Origin of the sequence: Pseudomonas sp. PAMC 29040, from assembly GCF_003994535.1 — a bacterium.
GTDB lineage: Bacteria > Pseudomonadota > Gammaproteobacteria > Pseudomonadales > Pseudomonadaceae > Aquipseudomonas > Aquipseudomonas paraversuta.
In genome coordinates, this window is sequence record NZ_RZAA01000013.1 from 34,357 (window position 1) to 50,876 (window position 16,520).

13 protein-coding genes and 2 tRNA genes are annotated in these 16,520 nt (G+C 55.9%); 1 reads left to right on the top strand and 14 read right to left on the bottom strand.

Features of this window, described 5'->3' with window-relative positions:
* Positions 1-75 precede the first annotated feature (75 nt).
* Complete coding sequence (locus tag WG29040_RS20850; protein ID WP_127196817.1) at positions 76-3,000, top strand: DUF748 domain-containing protein; 2,925 nt, start codon at positions 76-78, stop codon at positions 2,998-3,000.
* Positions 3,001-3,256: 256 nt separating this feature from the next.
* Here the strand turns inward: WG29040_RS20850 and WG29040_RS20855 are convergent, their stop codons facing one another.
* The 14 genes from WG29040_RS20855 to folP form a co-directional block, all read right to left on the bottom strand.
* Positions 3,257-3,616, bottom strand: coding sequence for a BON domain-containing protein (locus WG29040_RS20855; protein ID WP_127196818.1), 360 nt, complete (start codon positions 3,614-3,616; stop codon positions 3,257-3,259).
* Positions 3,617-3,906: 290 nt separating this feature from the next.
* A complete protein-coding gene (pnp, locus tag WG29040_RS20860; RefSeq protein ID WP_003439642.1) occupies positions 3,907-6,012 on the bottom strand; it encodes a polyribonucleotide nucleotidyltransferase in 2,106 nt (701 codons plus the stop codon).
* Positions 6,013-6,235: 223 nt separating this feature from the next.
* Positions 6,236-6,505, bottom strand: coding sequence for a 30S ribosomal protein S15 (rpsO, locus tag WG29040_RS20865; protein WP_003439639.1), 270 nt, complete (start codon positions 6,503-6,505; stop codon positions 6,236-6,238).
* A gap of 162 nt (positions 6,506-6,667) precedes the next feature.
* Complete coding sequence (truB, locus tag WG29040_RS20870; protein ID WP_003439625.1) at positions 6,668-7,585, bottom strand: tRNA pseudouridine(55) synthase TruB; 918 nt, start codon at positions 7,583-7,585, stop codon at positions 6,668-6,670.
* A 3-nt stretch (positions 7,586-7,588) separates the two neighbouring features.
* Complete coding sequence (rbfA, locus tag WG29040_RS20875) at positions 7,589-7,990, bottom strand: 30S ribosome-binding factor RbfA (protein WP_003439623.1); 402 nt, start codon at positions 7,988-7,990, stop codon at positions 7,589-7,591.
* A 158-nt stretch (positions 7,991-8,148) separates the two neighbouring features.
* Positions 8,149-10,656, bottom strand: a complete 2,508-nt coding sequence (gene infB / locus WG29040_RS20880) for a translation initiation factor IF-2 (protein ID WP_003439621.1) — start codon at positions 10,654-10,656, stop codon at positions 8,149-8,151.
* 27 nt (positions 10,657-10,683) lie between these two features.
* Entirely contained in the window at positions 10,684-12,165 is a 1,482-nt protein-coding gene (gene nusA, locus WG29040_RS20885) for a transcription termination factor NusA (RefSeq protein WP_003439619.1), read from the bottom strand.
* Between the two features lie 47 nt (positions 12,166-12,212).
* Entirely contained in the window at positions 12,213-12,671 is a 459-nt protein-coding gene (gene rimP / locus WG29040_RS20890; RefSeq protein ID WP_003439616.1) for a ribosome maturation factor RimP, read from the bottom strand.
* 141 nt (positions 12,672-12,812) lie between these two features.
* A tRNA-Met gene (locus WG29040_RS20895) sits at positions 12,813-12,889 on the bottom strand.
* 96 nt (positions 12,890-12,985) lie between these two features.
* Positions 12,986-13,071: transfer RNA gene (locus WG29040_RS20900), tRNA-Leu, on the bottom strand.
* Between the two features lie 29 nt (positions 13,072-13,100).
* On the bottom strand, positions 13,101-13,484 hold the full coding sequence (gene secG / locus WG29040_RS20905; RefSeq protein WP_003439612.1) for a preprotein translocase subunit SecG: 384 nt from the start codon (positions 13,482-13,484) through the stop codon (positions 13,101-13,103).
* Between the two features lie 2 nt (positions 13,485-13,486).
* Positions 13,487-14,242: a triose-phosphate isomerase gene (gene tpiA, locus WG29040_RS20910; RefSeq protein ID WP_003439609.1), complete on the bottom strand. Its 756-nt coding sequence runs from the start codon at positions 14,240-14,242 to the stop codon at positions 13,487-13,489.
* A gap of 66 nt (positions 14,243-14,308) precedes the next feature.
* On the bottom strand, positions 14,309-15,646 hold the full coding sequence (glmM, locus tag WG29040_RS20915; RefSeq protein WP_003439606.1) for a phosphoglucosamine mutase: 1,338 nt from the start codon (positions 15,644-15,646) through the stop codon (positions 14,309-14,311).
* Between the two features lie 16 nt (positions 15,647-15,662).
* Positions 15,663-16,514, bottom strand: a complete 852-nt coding sequence (folP, locus tag WG29040_RS20920; RefSeq protein ID WP_003439604.1) for a dihydropteroate synthase — start codon at positions 16,512-16,514, stop codon at positions 15,663-15,665.
* Positions 16,515-16,520: the final 6 nt, after the last annotated feature.

Sequence of the window (16,520 nt, forward strand, 5' to 3'; positions counted from 1 at the left end):
TATGGTGCTTGTCTCGGAACCAGAAACGCGTGCCATACTCCAAGGCACCTTGGCCACCAATAGACGAAGCCCCACATGACCAAAGGATTGATCCGCGCCATTGGCGCAGTGCTGGTAGCGATTGCACTCTATAGCCTGCTGGGCTTCCTGATTTTACCCGGTATCGGTCTGCGTATCGTCAACCAGCAACTGGCCAACTACGCCACAGTACCGGCCAGACTCGACCGTCTGGAGTTCAATCCATTTACCCTTGAGCTCACACTGTGGGGGTTGCAAGTCGGCGAGCCGGGCAAGCAGCAAGCCGGGTTTGACCGTCTCTATGTCAATCTGCAATCAGACAGCGTGTGGACCAAAGCCTTGCACCTGGCCGACGTGCAGCTGGACAAGCCCAAAACCGAGGTGCTGTTCAACAAGGACGGCACGCTCAATCTGAGCCAGCTGTTCAAATTGCCTGCCAGCGAGCCCAAGCCCGACGAGCCGGAAAGCAAACCCTTCCCGCTGCGCATCGACAATATAAAACTGGCTGACGGCTATCTGCACTTCGTCGATATGCGTCCCAGTGAGCCCATAGAGTTTCTCTACGACTCAATGAACTTTGAGTTGAAAAACCTCAGCACCCTACCCGACGACAACGCTGAAATGACGCTGGTGGCTGCCGGCCCCGAGGGCGGCAGAGTCGACTGGAGCGGCAAGCTGAGCCTGGTGCCGATTACGTCCCAGGGCAAACTCAAAGTCACCGACGCCAAAATGAAAGCCTGGTGGCCCTATGTCCGCGATTCGGTGCCGCTGGTACTCGAAGACGGCATTCTGAATTTCAGCACCGACTACACCCTGGATCTGGCCAAAGATACCGAGATGGTGTTGAGCAATGCCTCGGCCAGCATCGCGCCGTTCAGGATCAATGCCCCGGATGGCCGCCCGCTGGCGCGTCTGGAGCGACTTGATGTGAGCGACACCACGGTGGACCTGGCTAAACAGAAAGTGGTTGTCGGCAAGATCCAGAGCAAGAACCTGGAAACCTGGGCCGCTCGCGAGAAGGATGGTCAGCTTGACTGGCAAAAACTGTTTGCCGAGCAACCCGCAAAAACCGCACCCAAAACCAGTGACCCTGTCACTGTTGAAGCCCCCAAACCAGGCCCGGCTGCGCCGAGCAAACCATGGCAGGTGCTGCTCAAGGATGTTGAACTGCGCGACTATCGGGTGCACCTGGCCGACAAGCAGCCAAGTACCCCGGTAGCACTGGATATCGGCCCCCTGAACCTGGACCTGAAAAACTTCGACAGCCTGAACCGGTCGCCGTTTAACCTCAGGCTCGACACCGGCGTTGGCAAACAAGGCCAGCTCACTGCCATCGGTGATGTGAACCTGAATCCGGTCAGCGCCGCACTCAAGGTCACCACCAAAGACATCGATCTGCGGGTGGCCCAGGCCTATATCGACCCGTTCATGCGCCTTGAGCTGCGTAGCGGCATGCTCGGCAGCGACCTGGCAGTCAACCTCAAGAGCACAGAACCGCTGGCTTTCACCGTTGAGGGTCGTGCCCAGGTCGATCAACTGCACACTCTGGACACCCTGAAAAACCGGGACTTCCTCAAGTGGCAGCGGCTGGTGCTGGAAGATGTCAAATACCGGCACGGCGACAGCCTGTCGATCAGCAAGGTCAATCTGACACAGCCCTATGTGCGCTTCATGATCAACGATGATCGCACCACCAACGTGGACGACCTGTTGATCCCGCAACCGGCCAGCAGTGGCGCGAAAGGCGCTGCCGGGCCCGCGGCGAAACAGGATAAGCCGCTGGGCATCTATGTCGGCGGTATCGCGATCAATGATGGTTCGGCCAATTTCGCCGACTTCAGTCTGACCCCCAACTTCGCCACGGCCATTCAGCAACTCAACGGCCAGATCGGCACCATTGACAGCCGTGATGCCAAACCTGCCAGGGTTGATATCTCGGGCAAGGTTGACCGCTATGCACCGGTTACGATCAAGGGCAGTGTCAATCCATTCGATCCAATGGCCAGCCTGGACATTGCCACCAGCTTCAAACGCGTCGAGCTGACTACGCTGACCCCCTACTCCGGCAAGTTTGCCGGTTACCGGATCCGCAAGGGCCGCCTCAATCTTGATCTGCATTACCTGATCACCAAGGGTCAGCTCAAGGCTGAAAACAAGGTTGTCATCGAGCAATTGCAGCTGGGGGAGAAAGTCGACAGCCCGGATGCGGTGAACCTGCCCCTGAAACTGGCGATTGCCTTGCTCAAGGATTCAGACGGCACCATCTCCATCGAGTTGCCGGTGACCGGAGACCTGAACAACCCGCAATTCAGCGTAATGCCCATAGTCTGGCAAACCTTGCGCAACCTTGTGGTCCGAGCCGCTACAGCGCCCTTCAACTTCATTGGCGGGCTGGTCAGCGGCGGTGGCGCCGAAGACCTGGGCACGGTGTCATTCGCGCCAGGATCAAGCGAGCTGAGCCCTGAAGCGCAAAAAGCCCTGGACACCCTGGCCCAGGCGCTGAAAAAACGTCCGGGCCTGCGCCTGGAAATCGAAGGCACCGCCGCGCAAAGCAGTGACGGTCCGCATATTGCCCAGGATCGTCTTGAGCGCGAATACCAGTACACCTACTACAAGATTCTCCAGCGCAAGGGAGAAAAGGTGCCGGCTCAGGCTTCGCAGCTCAAGGTCCCGGATGATGAAAAAGGTCCATTACTGGAAGGGATTTACCGGGCCCGCCTGAAACAGCAGCCGCCTGCCGAGTGGGCTGATCTGAGTCGCGATGAACGTGCGGCCAAGATGAGTGCAGCGCTGGTGGACTTCTGGAGCAAAAGTGAAGTTCTGCTCCGCCAACTGGGGCAGGATCGTGCCAGTACCATCAAGGACTATCTGGTGGACCATGGCCAACTGGCGGATGACCGCGTGTACTTTATCGATGCCACCCTGGGTCAGGCAGAGAGCGATGGCCGGGTAATTACCCCGCTGCATCTGGACAGCGAGTAAAGCCCTCTCCTGGCTTGCTCGCGATGGCGGCTCTGCGGCCTGGATGAGGTACCGCACAGGCCGGATCGCGGGCAAGCTCGCTCCTGCTAGGTTTGCGCACTATTCCTTCGCCCAAATAGAACAGCCCCCGACGCAAGCGCCGAGGGCTGTAATGACCACATCCGTGTGGTCGTCGCATGAACCTGTATTCAAAGCCAGCAGGTGATCTTTCAATCACCTGCTCCGGCTTTCCCCCGGTTCCACGAATTGGGGTGTCTTACTCAGCTTTCAGGCCATCGGCCGAAACTGCCTGAACACCTTTAACTTTCTTGGCAATTGCAACTGCCATCTCTTTCTGTGCGTCGGTTACCGCTACAGTCGAGGATAGCGAAACCACGCCTTTATTGGTTTCTACTTTGATGTCAGTACCTGGAATGCCTTTTTCAGTCAGCAGGTCAGATTTAACTTTGGTTGTGATCCAGGTGTCAGAAGTAGCTTCTTTGGCTTTAGTCATTTCGCCAGCAGCGACAACCATAGGGGTCTGTGCAGTCGATTGAGCAGCAAATGCGGCGTTGGCCATGGTCAGGGTCAGGGTCAGAGCGGTAGCAGTTGCAGCAGCGATAGCAAACTTCTTCATACGAGTAACTCCTGTCTTCTTTAAAATCTGCGCCATCTCATGGCAGCAGGGTTACCTATACTGTTGCAGGGCTTATGCCAACTTTCTGAAATTAAAAAAACCTTATAAATCAATAACTTATAATCAATCAAAAATTCAAGGGTCGTGCAGTTTGCATGACTGCCCGTCAATCTGCATGCAAGTTGCGGCTTTTTGCTTAATGGCAGTTGGCCTTGAATCTGCCAGCTTTCTTGCAGGCATAAAAAAAGGATCCCGAAGGATCCTTTTTTCAACGCCGGTTTCGGGGGCTATTAAGCTTCCGAAGCCTTGGCAGCTGCTACGTCCTTGATGGAGAGCTTGATACGGCCGCGGTTGTCCACGTCCAGTACCAGTACTTCCACTTCCTGACCTTCTTTCAGAATGTCAGTCACTTTCTCGACACGAGCATCGCTCAGCATGGAGATGTGCACCAGGCCGTCTTTGCCTGGCAGGATGTTTACGAATGCGCCGAAGTCGACGATGCGCTCAACCTTGCCGGTGTAGATCTTGCCGATTTCGGCTTCTGCGGTGATGCCCAGAACGCGCTGACGCGCCGCTTCTGCTGCTTCCTTGGTTTCGCCGAAGATCTTGATCGAACCGTCGTCTTCGATATCGATCGAAGCCTTGGTTTCTTCGCAGATTGCACGGATGGTCGCGCCGCCTTTACCGATGACATCACGGATTTTGTCGGTGTCGATCTTCATCGCAATCATGGTCGGAGCGTTGGCCGACAATTCGTTGCGAGATACGGCAATGATCTGGTTCATCTGACCCAAGATGTTCAGGCGAGCGTCCAGGGCCTGGCCCAGTGCGATCTCCATGATTTCTTCGGTGATGCCTTTGATCTTGATGTCCATCTGCAGCGCGGTAACACCTTTAGCGGTACCTGCTACTTTGAAGTCCATGTCGCCGAGGTGATCTTCGTCACCCAGGATGTCGGTCAGAACTGCGAATTTCTCGCCTTCTTTAACCAGACCCATGGCGATACCGGCAACCGGTGCTTTCATCGGCACACCAGCGTCCATCAGTGCCAGGGAAGCGCCGCAGACCGAAGCCATGGAGCTGGAACCGTTGGACTCGGTGATTTCCGATACAACACGGATGGTGTACGGGAATACGTCAGCAGCAGGCAGCATGGCCTGAACCGAACGACGGGCCAGACGGCCGTGACCGATTTCGCGACGACCGGCGCCACCCATGCGACCACACTCACCTACCGAGAACGGCGGGAAGTTGTAGTGCAGCATGAACGGGTCTTTCTTCTCGCCTTCCAGGGTGTCCAGCAGTTGTGCATCACGGGCAGTACCCAGAGTTGCAACGACCAGAGCCTGAGTTTCACCACGGGTGAACAGAGCCGAACCGTGGGTCTTTGGCAGAACGCCAACTTCGATGTTCAAAGGGCGAACGGTTTTGGTGTCACGGCCATCGATACGCGGCTTGCCGTTAACGATGTTTTCGCGAACGGTGCGGTATTCGATTTCGCCGAATGCAGCTTTGACTTCAGCAGAAGTCGGCTGGCCTTCTTCACCGGACAGCTTGGCAACAACCTGGTCTTTCAGTTCGCCCAGACGTGCATAACGCTCGTGCTTGACGGTCAGGGTGTAAGCCTGGGAGATCGCTTCGCCGAACTCGGCGCGGATAGCGGCCAGCAGAGCGGTGGCTTCTGGAGCAGGAGCCCAGTCCCAAGTCGGTTTTGCAGCTTCGGCAGCCAGCTCTTTAACAGCCTGGATCACTACCTGGAATTCGTCGTGGGCGAACAGTACCGCGCCCAGCATCTGGTCTTCGGTCAGCTCTTTGGCTTCCGATTCAACCATCAATACAGCTTCCGAAGTACCGGCAACAACCATGTCCAGGCTGGAAGCGGCCAGTTGCTCGTAAGTCGGGTTCAGCAGGTAGCCAGTGCTTTCGTGGTAAGCAACGCGGGCGGCGCCGATCGGACCATCAAAAGGAATACCGGAGATTGCCAGAGCAGCCGAGGTACCGATCATCGCAGCGACGTCCGGATCGGTTTTCTTGCTGGTGGACAGAACGGTGCAGACAACCTGCACTTCGTTCATGAAGCCTTCTGGGAACAGCGGACGGATCGGACGGTCGATCAGACGCGAAGTCAGGGTTTCTTTCTCGGAAGGGCGACCTTCACGCTTGAAGAAACCGCCCGGGATTTTACCCGCGGCGTAGGTTTTTTCTTGGTAGTGAACAGACAGAGGGAAGAAGCCCTTGCCTGGATCAGCTTGCTTGGAGCCGACAACAGTCACCAACACGCTGACGTCGTCGTCAACGGTGACCAATACTGCGCCGGAGGCCTGACGGGCGATACGGCCAGTCTCGAGGGTGACGGTCGACTGACCGAACTGGAATTTTTTGATAACCGGGTTCACGGTGTCCTACCTTCTTTGTGGCTCTTGGGGAACGGGTTTCTTGCGAAATACTGACGCAATGTCGGGTATTGACCCGACTCAGATGCTTACGAAAGCGGACGGCACGGTGAGCTTTCGTAAGAATCCGGCTGGCCCAGATAAAACTTGAGGCTGGAAGCCTGCCGTACACCTGCGGGAAACCCGCAGATACACGACAAACGACCAGCCTCTAGCAACATCGCTATTAGCGACGCAGACCCAGGCGAGCGATCAGCGTTTTGTAACGCTCAACGTTCTTGCCTTTGAGGTAGTCCAGCAGCTTGCGACGCTGGTTTACCATGCGGATCAGACCACGACGGGAGTGGTGGTCTTTTTTGTTTTCTTTGAAGTGACCTTGCAGCGTGTTGATGTTAAAGGTCAGCAGTGCAACCTGCACTTCTGGAGAACCTGTATCACCTGGAGCTTGCTGGTAGTCAGCTACGATTTCTGCTTTATGTTCGATTGTCAGTGCCATGGGGCATTTCCTTTCATTAGGGTTCTGCTTGCGAACAAGACAGATCCAATAGGCCGAGGACAAATCCTCGTATTTATAAGTGAGGAGTGACCGTGCCTAATAACAGCCACCCTCGTTCCAGTCTGGCCAAAGAGTATTACATCTCGAGCCAGCCTGTTCCGGTCATTCTGACCGAATCAGTCGACGCGGCGCGATGCGCCCGTCTTCGCTCACTTCACCGATACCGATAAAGCGACCGTTGTGATCTTGTACCCGCACCATGCCGAACTTCGGAGCATCCGGAGCGCGTACCGGTTGGCCATTAAGCCAATAGAATGCGCTGTGTTCCGAGAAGTGCAGCAAAGGCCAGTCCAGCAAACCGCTGTCCGATGGCATCAGGAAGCGGTCAACCGCTTCGTTTCCGCCTTCGGCATGCACAGCTTCCAACTCTTCCAGAGTGACCGTTTGGGCCAGGCTGAAAGGTCCGGCGTGTGTACGACGCAGCTCTGCAACGTATGCACCGCAACCCAGTTGCTCACCAATATCTTCCACCAGGGTACGGATATAGGTGCCTTTGGTGCAGTCGACGGACAAGCGCGCAGTGTCGCCTTCGCTGGCCAGTAATTCGAGGCGGGTAATAGTAACAGAACGCGGTTCGCGCTCCACCACTTCGCCTGCACGAGCCAACTTGTAAAGCGGCTGGCCGTCACGCTTGAGTGCAGAGTACATCGGCGGTATCTGACTGATTTGCCCACGGAATTTGGGTAAAACAGCTTCAATATCGGCGCGACCAACGGTCACCGGACGCGTCAGCAAAACATCGCCTTCGGCATCCGCTGTGGTCGTGGTCTTGCCCAATTGCATCAGGGTTTCATAACCCTTGTCGGAATCGAGCAGGTATTGCGAAAACTTGGTGGCTTCGCCAAAGCACAGCGGCAATACGCCACTGGCCAATGGATCGAGGCTACCGGTGTGCCCTGCCTTCTCGGCATTGAGCAGCCAGCGGACTTTCTGCAGGGCCGCATTGGAGGTGAATCCAAGCGGCTTGTCGAGCAGGATGATACCGCTGACGTTACGACGGATACGCTTGACCTGAGCCACCGGTTACTCCTTGGTGTCTTCGGGAGCGGTGCCTTCAGGATGCTGATTGTCTTCAGCCACTGCACGCTCAATCAAGGCGGACAGGTGCGCACCACGCACGACACTTTCATCGTAGTGGAAGTGCAGTTGCGGAACGCTGCGCAGTTTCATTTCACGCGCCAGTTGCATGCGCAGGAAACCCGCTGCCGAGTTCAGCACCTTGACGGTCTGGGCGATGTCTTCAGCGTTGTCCTGGCCCATCACGGTGATGAAGATCTTGGCGTGACCGACGTCACGGCTGACTTCAACAGCGGTAATTGTAACCAGACCCACGCGTGGATCTTTGACTTCACGACGGATCAGCTGTGCCAGCTCGCGCTGCATCTGATCGCCAATACGTTGGGTACGGCTATATTCTTTTGCCATGTCTTGTTACCTGTTACTCACCCATGGGAAACCCATGCGGTCTGAAAGCGGCAAACGCCCGGCCAGACAGAAGCCGGACCGGGCGTTGCGTTTAGAGTCCAGGCCGGGCACAAGGCATTTGCATGCCCTGGCTCGTCCTCGCTCTTGAGGCTCGCGATTTAGAGGCTGCGAGCAACCTGGACCTTCTCGAACACTTCGATCTTGTCACCGACTTTAACGTCGTTGTAGCTCTTGACGCCGATACCGCATTCCATGCCGGCACGTACTTCGGCAGCGTCATCCTTGAAGCGGCGCAGGGATTCCAGCTCGCCTTCGAAGATAACGATGTCATCACGCAGTACGCGGATTGGACGGTTACGGTGAACAACACCTTCCAGCACCATACAACCTGCGATAGCACCGAACTTAGGCGAACGGAATACGTCACGCACTTCAGCGATACCCAGGATGTTCTCGCGAACGTCGCTGCCAAGCATGCCGGTAAGGGCTTTCTTGACGTCTTCGATGATGTCGTAGATGACGTTGTAGTAACGCATGTCCAGGCCTTCTTGCTCGACAATCTTGCGCGCGCCAGCATCAGCACGAACGTTAAAGCCGAACAGTACAGCGTTGGATGCCAGTGCCAGGTTAGCGTCGCTCTCGGTGATACCACCGACACCGCCGCCCACTACGCGCACTTGCACTTCGTCGTTACCCAGGCCGCTCAGAGCGCCCTGCAGAGCTTCCAACGAACCACGGACGTCAGATTTGAGGACGATGTTAAGCGTCTTCTTCTCTTCCTGGCCCATGTTCTCGAAGATGTTTTCCAGCTTGCCTGCGTGAGCACGAGCCAGTTTCACTTCGCGGAACTTGCCTTGACGGAACAGGGCAACTTCACGCGCCTTCTTCTCGTCAGTCATTACGCTCATCTCGTCGCCAGCATCTGGCGTACCGTCCAGGCCGAGAATCTCGACAGGGATGGATGGACCGGCTTCCTTGATGGATTTGCCGTTCTCGTCGAGCATGGCGCGGATGCGGCCGTAGTTGGAACCGACCAGAACCATGTCGCCTTGGCGCAGGGTACCGTCTTGAACCAGAACAGTCGCAACCGGACCGCGGCCTTTGTCCAGACGGGACTCAACTACTACGCCACGGCCAGGAGCCGATGGAGTTGCCTTGAGTTCCAGGACTTCAGCTTGCAGCAATACGGCTTCGAGCAAGTCGTCAACGCCGGTACCCATTTTCGCCGAAACCGAAACAAACGGAGTGTCGCCACCCCATTCTTCCGACGTTACGCCGTGAACGGACAACTCGCTGCGGATGCGATCGAGATCAGCGCCCGGCTTGTCGATTTTGTTCACTGCAACAACCAGCGGCACGCCAGCAGCTTTCGCATGCTGAACAGCTTCGATGGTCTGCGGCATTACGCCGTCATCTGCAGCAACAACCAGAATCACGATGTCAGTCGCCTTGGCACCACGAGCACGCATTGCGGTAAACGCAGCGTGACCCGGGGTATCGAGGAACGTGACCATGCCGCGTTCGGTTTCAACGTGGTATGCACCGATGTGCTGAGTAATACCACCGGCTTCGCCAGCAGCTACCTTGGCACGACGGATGTAGTCGAGCAGGGACGTTTTACCGTGGTCAACGTGACCCATTACGGTCACAACCGGAGCACGGGAGAACGACTCGCCTTCGAACTTCAGGGACTCGGCCAGGGAATCTTCCAGGGCGTTGTCGCTTACCAGAGTCACTTTGTGGCCCAGTTCTTCAGCAACCAGTTGAGCAGTTTCCTGATCAAGTACCTGGTTGATGGTTGCCGGAGTACCCAGCTTGAACATGAACTTGATGACTTCAGCAGCCTTGACCGACATCTGTGCAGCCAAATCGCCGACAGTGATGGTCTCGCCAATCTGTACGTCACGAACTACAGGGCCGGTTGGGCTCTGGAAACCGTGAGCGTTACGCTTCTTCAGCTTGCCCTTGCCACGACCACCGCGACGGAAGCTATCGCTTTCTTCATCGGAAGAGCGCGGAGCAACACGTGGAGTCGGTGCTTTTTCTTTAACCGATGCGCGATGCGGTGCGTTCTTGCGATCGCCGTCACCACTGCCGCGACGATTGTTATCGTCTGCGCGTGGTTTGTCCGGGCGACGCTGTTCGTCACGTTTACGTGCATCAGCGGCTGGCGCAGGTGCTGCAGCCGGTGCAGCCTGCACAGGTGCAGGAGCAGCGACAGCCGGAGCTGCTGCAGGAGCAGAGGTAGATGCAGGCTGACGGCGCGCGTCTTCTTCGGCGCGACGCTTGGATTCTTCTTCAGCCTTCTGACGTGCGGCATTTTCTACTGCACGACGCTCATCCATCTCACGCTTGCGCTCGGCTTCGATTTCTTCCGGGCTGCGTTGTACGAAAACTTTCTTCTTGCGTACTTCAACACTAATGCTTTTGCTGCCAGCTACACGCAGGGTACTGGTGGTTTTACGCTGCAAAGTGATCTTGCGCGGTTCTTCCACTTTAGCCTTGTGGCTGCTTTTCAGGTGAGTCAGCAGAGCCTGCTTCTCACTGTCGGTCACATTCTGCTCGGCGGCGTTGTGCGGCAGACCTGCCTCACGCATCTGCTGCAACAGGCGCTCAACCGGTGTTTTGACCTCATCGGCCAGTTGTTTCACCGTGACTTGCGTCATGCATTTCTCTCCTCAGGCCGCGCCTAATTACTCGAACCAATGGGCTCGGGCGGCCATGATCAACTTGCCGGCACGATCAGAGTCAATGCCGTCGATGTCGAGCAGGTCGTCAATAGACTGCTCGGCCAGGTCTTCGCGGGTAATTACGCCGCGCACCGCCAGTTCCATCGCCAAATCCTTGTCCATACCCTCAAGCGAGAGCAGGTCTTCGGCCGGATGGGCGTCTGCCAGCTTTTCCTCAGTAGCGATGGCTTTAGTCAACAAACGATCCTTGGCTCGAGCGCGAAGCTCGTTGACGGTATCTTCGTCAAAGCCATCGATGTTGAGCATTTCCTCCACCGGTACGTAGGCAATCTCTTCCAGGCTAGTAAAGCCTTCATCTACCAGTACCTGCGCCAGGTCTTCATCAACTTCAAGCTCTTCGATGAAGTTGCGCAGGATGTCGCCGGTTTCTGCTTGCTGCTTAGCCTGGATGTCCGATTCGGTCATCACGTTCAGGGTCCAGCCGGTCAACTGGCTGGCCAAACGTACGTTCTGACCGCCGCGACCAATCGCCTGGGCCAGATTGTCTGCGCCAACGGCGATGTCCATGGCATGGGCATCTTCGTCGACGATAATCGCCGCTACTTCTGCTGGCGACATTGCGTTGATCACGAACTGCGCCGGGTTGTCATCCCAAAGGACGATATCCACTCGCTCTCCGCCCAATTCGCCGGACACTGCCTGGACGCGCGAACCGCGCATACCGATGCAGGCACCTTGCGGATCAATGCGTTTGTCTTTGGAGCGAACGGCTATTTTAGCGCGAGATCCAGGATCGCGGGAGGCCGCCATCACTTCGATCAGGCCTTCGGAGATTTCTGGAACTTCAATACGGAACAGCTCGATCAACATCTCCGGCGCGGTACGCGACAGGATCAGTTGAGGACCGCGGTTCTCGGTACGAATTTCTTTCAGCAGTGCGCGAAGGCGTACGCCAACACGGAAAGTTTCACGCGAGATGATGTCTTCACGAGCCAGCAACGCTTCTGCGTTGTTACCCAGATCGACGATCACATTGTCACGTGTCACCTTTTTAACGGTACCCGAAATAATTTCGCCCAGACGCTCACGATAGGCATCGACTACTTGAGCACGCTCGGCTTCGCGGACTTTCTGCACGATTACCTGTTTGGCAGTCTGTGCAGCAATCCGACCGAATTCGATAGAATCGATTTTTTCTTCGATAATATCGCCGGCTACAGCGCCTGGCTGTTTCGCCTGGGCCTGGTCTACCGCCAACTCGATTGCTGGATCATCCAGATCTTCGTCTTCGACCACAGTCCAGCGACGGAAAGTCTCATAATTACCGGTGTGGCGATTGATTTCCACACGCAGATCGACTTCGTCTTCAAAACGCTTTTTAGTAGCGGTGGCCAGAGCCAGCTCCAGCGCTTCAAAAATAACGTTTGCCGGTACGCCCTTTTCATTGGACACCGACTCAACAACCAGCAGTACTTCTTTGCTCATCGTACGCCTCGCCTTTCGCAAGCCATTGGATCCGCGGGATCCGCGTCTCAGTCAAAACTGGGAATAATGTTGGCCTTGTCGATCATATCGATCGGCAACAGGAATTCATGGTCTTCAACTTGCACCACGATGTCCTGCTCCTCTACGCCGCGCAGAAGGCCCTGAAAGTTACGTCGCCCTTCAAAAGGCGAGCGCAGCTTGATCTTCACTTGCTCACCGACATATTTCGCGAACTGTTCAAGAGTGAACAGCGGGCGTTCCATGCCAGGAGAAGAGACTTCAAGGGTGTATTCAACAGCGATAGGATCTTCGACATCCAGAACACCGCTGATCTGACGACTGACAATTGCACAGTCATCCACCAATACGCCGCCTTCCTTGTCGATATACACACGCAACATTGAATGGCGGCCTTGAGCCGAAAATTCAATACCCCAGCATTCATAGCCAAGGGCCACGATCACCGGGGCCAGCAAGGCCTGCAACTCTTCTAGCTTGCTCGACACTTGAACCCCCTAGTGCATGTTTGTGCATGCTGTGCAAAATGAAAAAATGGGCGAAGCGCCCATCTCTGAAACGTCGTTGAATACCGACGCTATAAAGTGTCCAGCTAACAAAAAGCCCCTAATAAGGGGCTCCGCTAAAACTGGTTGCGGGAGCCGGATTTGAACCGACGACCTTCGGGTTATGAGCCCGACGAGCTACCAGACTGCTCCATCCCGCGACAAAGCTGGAGCGGAAGTATACGGTTGATCCTTTTCAGGGTCAATCCAACCTTCCACATACAAGAAAGCCCGCTACTGCGGGCATTCTTGATAATTGGTACCGAGAAGGGGACTCGAACCCCTACACCCTATGGGCACAACCACCTCAAGGTTGCGTGTCTACCAATTCCACCACCTCGGCAATACTACAGTTACATCATGAAACCCGTTTTACTTTTGCTCTTGAGCTGGAGGTACGTCAGTCGCAGGAGTTGCCGACTTTTGCTCTTGAAGCACCGGAACATCATCTGAAGCCGGCTTTTGCACTGGAACTTCCAAAACCGCTGGATTTGGCAAACCTACTTGAGTCAGCTGTTCAGCTTTCTCTTTAGCAAAGTAACCTAACCCCAAGCTGGTTATGAAAAAACCTGCGGCAAGTATAGCAGTAAACTTACTAAGAAAGGTAGAGGAACCTTGGCTTCCGAACACAGTATTTGATGCACCTGCGCCAAAAGAAGCTCCAGCATCCGCTCCCTTACCCTGTTGCAGCAAAACCAGGGCAATTACACCCAAAGCTGTCAGCAGATGAAAAACAGTTACGACGTTATCCAGCATTTTCAGTTTCCTGCGGCACGAATAATCGCACCGAACTCATCTGCATTCAGGGAAGCCCCGCCAATGAGTCCCCCATCGATATCCGGCATGCTGAACAGTTCGACCGCATTGGCCGCCTTCACGCTGCCGCCGTATAGAAGCCGCACACCTTGCGCGACTTCAGAATTCTTTTGCGCCAACTGTGCGCGAATGGCCGCATGCACATCTTGCGCTTGCTGCGGTGATGCAGTCAGCCCGGTACCAATGGCCCAGACCGGCTCATATGCAATCACTGCATTTACAAAAGCCTCAATACCAAATGCGTCAATCACGACATCCAGTTGACGCCCTACCACTTCAAGGGTTTGCCCGGCTTCGCGCTGCTCCAGGGTTTCCCCTATACACAACACCGGCGTCAGACCAGAAGCCTGAACTGCTGCAAACTTGCGATTGAGGGTCTCATCCGACTCACCCAGAATCAGGCGACGCTCAGAGTGACCTACAAGCACCAATGCGCAACCCGCATCCTGCAACTGACTCGAAGAAATCTCCCCGGTCAGAGCGCCCTGCTTTGCTTCAACCGCAGCATTCTGAGCACCAACCGAAATTGGCGCGCCTTGTAAGCCTTTGATCACACGATCAATGAACAGGTCAGGCGGGAATACTGCAACATCAACACTGCCAGGCAAGGACAGATCACGCAGACCAACGATCAGCTCAGCGACGCTGGCGCAGGTACCGTGCATCTTCCAGTTACCAGCTACCATCATGCGACGCATGCTTTACCTCGTCGGTCAAAGTGGGCGCAGATGTTACCCAACCACATCCGCGCTGGCAAGTCGAATTCAGGCACAAACTTCACTTACTAGTTTTGCCAGCTCATCGGCATAGCCGCGAACCATATTTTCATCGTCACCTTCGACCATTACGCGCACCAGAGGCTCGGTACCCGACTTGCGCAGCAATACACGCCCACGCCCTTTCATGGCTTCAGTGACTCGTGCGCAGGCCTCTTTGACGGCCGGGTGCTCGACCGGGTCAACACCACCACCAAACCGCACATTTACCAGCACCTGCGGACATTTACGCAACGCCTGACGCGCCTGGGCCAGACTGTCGCCACGGCGACGCAACGCCAGCAGCACCTGCAGGGCAGCGATAATCGCATCACCGGTGGTCGTATGCTGGAAGCACACGATATGCCCCGAGTTCTCACCACCCACCTGCCAGTCGCGCTCTTGCAGGCCTGCAATCACATAGCGATCCCCGACATTGGCCCGAACGAAGGGAATGCCCAGGTCATCCAGCGCCAATTCAAGCCCGAGATTACTCATCAGCGTGCCGACGACACCACCTTGCAATTTGCCACGCTCATGCAAGTCGCGGGCAATGATGAACAGCAACTCATCACCATCAACAATCGCGCCCGTGTGATCAACCATCAGCACCCGGTCACCGTCGCCATCAAACGCGATACCCAGGTCCGCGCCCTCAGCCAGGACTGCAGCCTGCAACTGCCCCATATGGGTCGAGCCGCAATCATGGTTGATGTTCAAACCATTAGGCTGAGCCGACAACACAGTGACTTGTGCACCCAGCTCCTTGAAAACACTTGGCGCAACCTTGTAGGTCGCACCATGGGCGCAATCAATAACGATCTTCAGATCGCTGAAGTTGGTACTGCTCGGCACACTGCTCTTGCAGAATTCGATATAGCGACCCGGCGCATCATTGATACGCGACACCTTACCCAGCTTGTCGGAGTCAACGACGGTCATCGGAGTGTCCAGCAACTCCTCAATCATCAACTCGACGTCATCAGGCAACTTGGTGCCATCCCCCGAGAAGAACTTGATACCGTTATCGTCGTGGGGATTGTGCGAAGCACTGATCACAATGCCCGCTTCCGCATGGAAGGTGCGCGTCAGATAAGCAATGGCCGGAGTAGGCATTGGCCCCAACAGCATCACATCGGCACCGGCCGCAGACAGACCGGCCTCTAGCGCGGACTCGAACATATAACCGGAAATGCGCGTGTCCTTGCCTACCAGGATGCGACATGCACCCTTGCTGCGGAACGCCATACCCGCCGCCCAACCCAGCTTGAGCATGAAGTCAGGGGTAATTGGATAAACGCCGACCCGACCACGAATACCGTCGGTGCCAAAATATTTCTTAGTCATAAGTGCTCCATCATTCTTAGTCGGCGGACTCTACCGCTGCGATCATCCGTACCACATCAACTGTTTCGGCAACGTCATGGACACGCAATATTCGCGCACCCTTGGTCACGGCCAGCGCTGCCAGAGCCAAACTGCCATACAGTCGCTCTGTAACCGGCCGATTCAGCGCCTGCCCAATCATGCTTTTACGCGAAACACCTACCAGCAATGGTCGACCCAGTGCATGCAGGGCCTCCATGTGCTTAAACAAACTCAGGTTGTGCTGCAACGTCTTGGCGAAACCAAATCCCGGATCCAGCACTATGCGCTCAGACGCAATCCCGGCAGCGGCGCATTGCGCCATGCGTTCAGCAAGAAATGCCGACACCTCACCGACCAGATCAGTGTAATGCGGGTTGTCCTGCATATCCCCGGGCTCGCCGAGCATATGCATCAGGCATACCGGAAGACCTGTGGCTGCAGCAGCCTGCAGGGCACCTTCGCGGCGCAATGAGCGCACATCATTAATCAGGCCGGCGCCAAGGCGCGCAACCTCAGTCATGACGATGGGCGCGGAGGTATCGACCGAAATGATGACATCAAGTTCACGACTGATGCGCTCGACAACAGGCGCCACCCGATCAAGCTCTTCCTGTGGCGAAACCACCGGAGCACCGGGGCGAGTTGACTCACCGCCGACATCAATCAGGGTTGCCCCCGCAAGAACCATTGCCTGCGCATGGCGCATTGCCGCATCCACCGCAGCGAAGCGACCGCCATCAGAAAAGGAATCAGGGGTGACATTGAGAATGCCCATCACGTGCGGATGGGCCAAATCAAGAACCCGGTTGCCGCAAGGCAACCGGGTTGAGGGCTGAACAAAAGTCATTTCAAG

Coding starts and splice junctions, on each gene's coding strand:
- WG29040_RS20855 (WP_127196818.1), bottom strand. CDS start 3,616: ATGAAGAAGTTTGCTATCGCTGCTGCAACTGCTACCGCTCTGACCCTG.
- secG (WP_003439612.1), bottom strand. CDS start 13,484: ATGCTGGATAACGTCGTAACTGTTTTTCATCTGCTGACAGCTTTGGGT.
- glmM (WP_003439606.1), bottom strand. CDS start 15,646: ATGACTAAGAAATATTTTGGCACCGACGGTATTCGTGGTCGGGTCGGC.
- rbfA (WP_003439623.1), bottom strand. CDS start 7,990: ATGGCAAAAGAATATAGCCGTACCCAACGTATTGGCGATCAGATGCAG.
- infB (WP_003439621.1), bottom strand. CDS start 10,656: ATGACGCAAGTCACGGTGAAACAACTGGCCGATGAGGTCAAAACACCG.
- folP (WP_003439604.1), bottom strand. CDS start 16,514: ATGACTTTTGTTCAGCCCTCAACCCGGTTGCCTTGCGGCAACCGGGTT.
- nusA (WP_003439619.1), bottom strand. CDS start 12,165: ATGAGCAAAGAAGTACTGCTGGTTGTTGAGTCGGTGTCCAATGAAAAG.
- tpiA (WP_003439609.1), bottom strand. CDS start 14,242: ATGCGTCGCATGATGGTAGCTGGTAACTGGAAGATGCACGGTACCTGC.
- WG29040_RS20850 (WP_127196817.1), top strand. CDS start 76: ATGACCAAAGGATTGATCCGCGCCATTGGCGCAGTGCTGGTAGCGATT.
- rpsO (WP_003439639.1), bottom strand. CDS start 6,505: ATGGCACTGACAATCGAACATAAAGCAGAAATCGTAGCTGACTACCAG.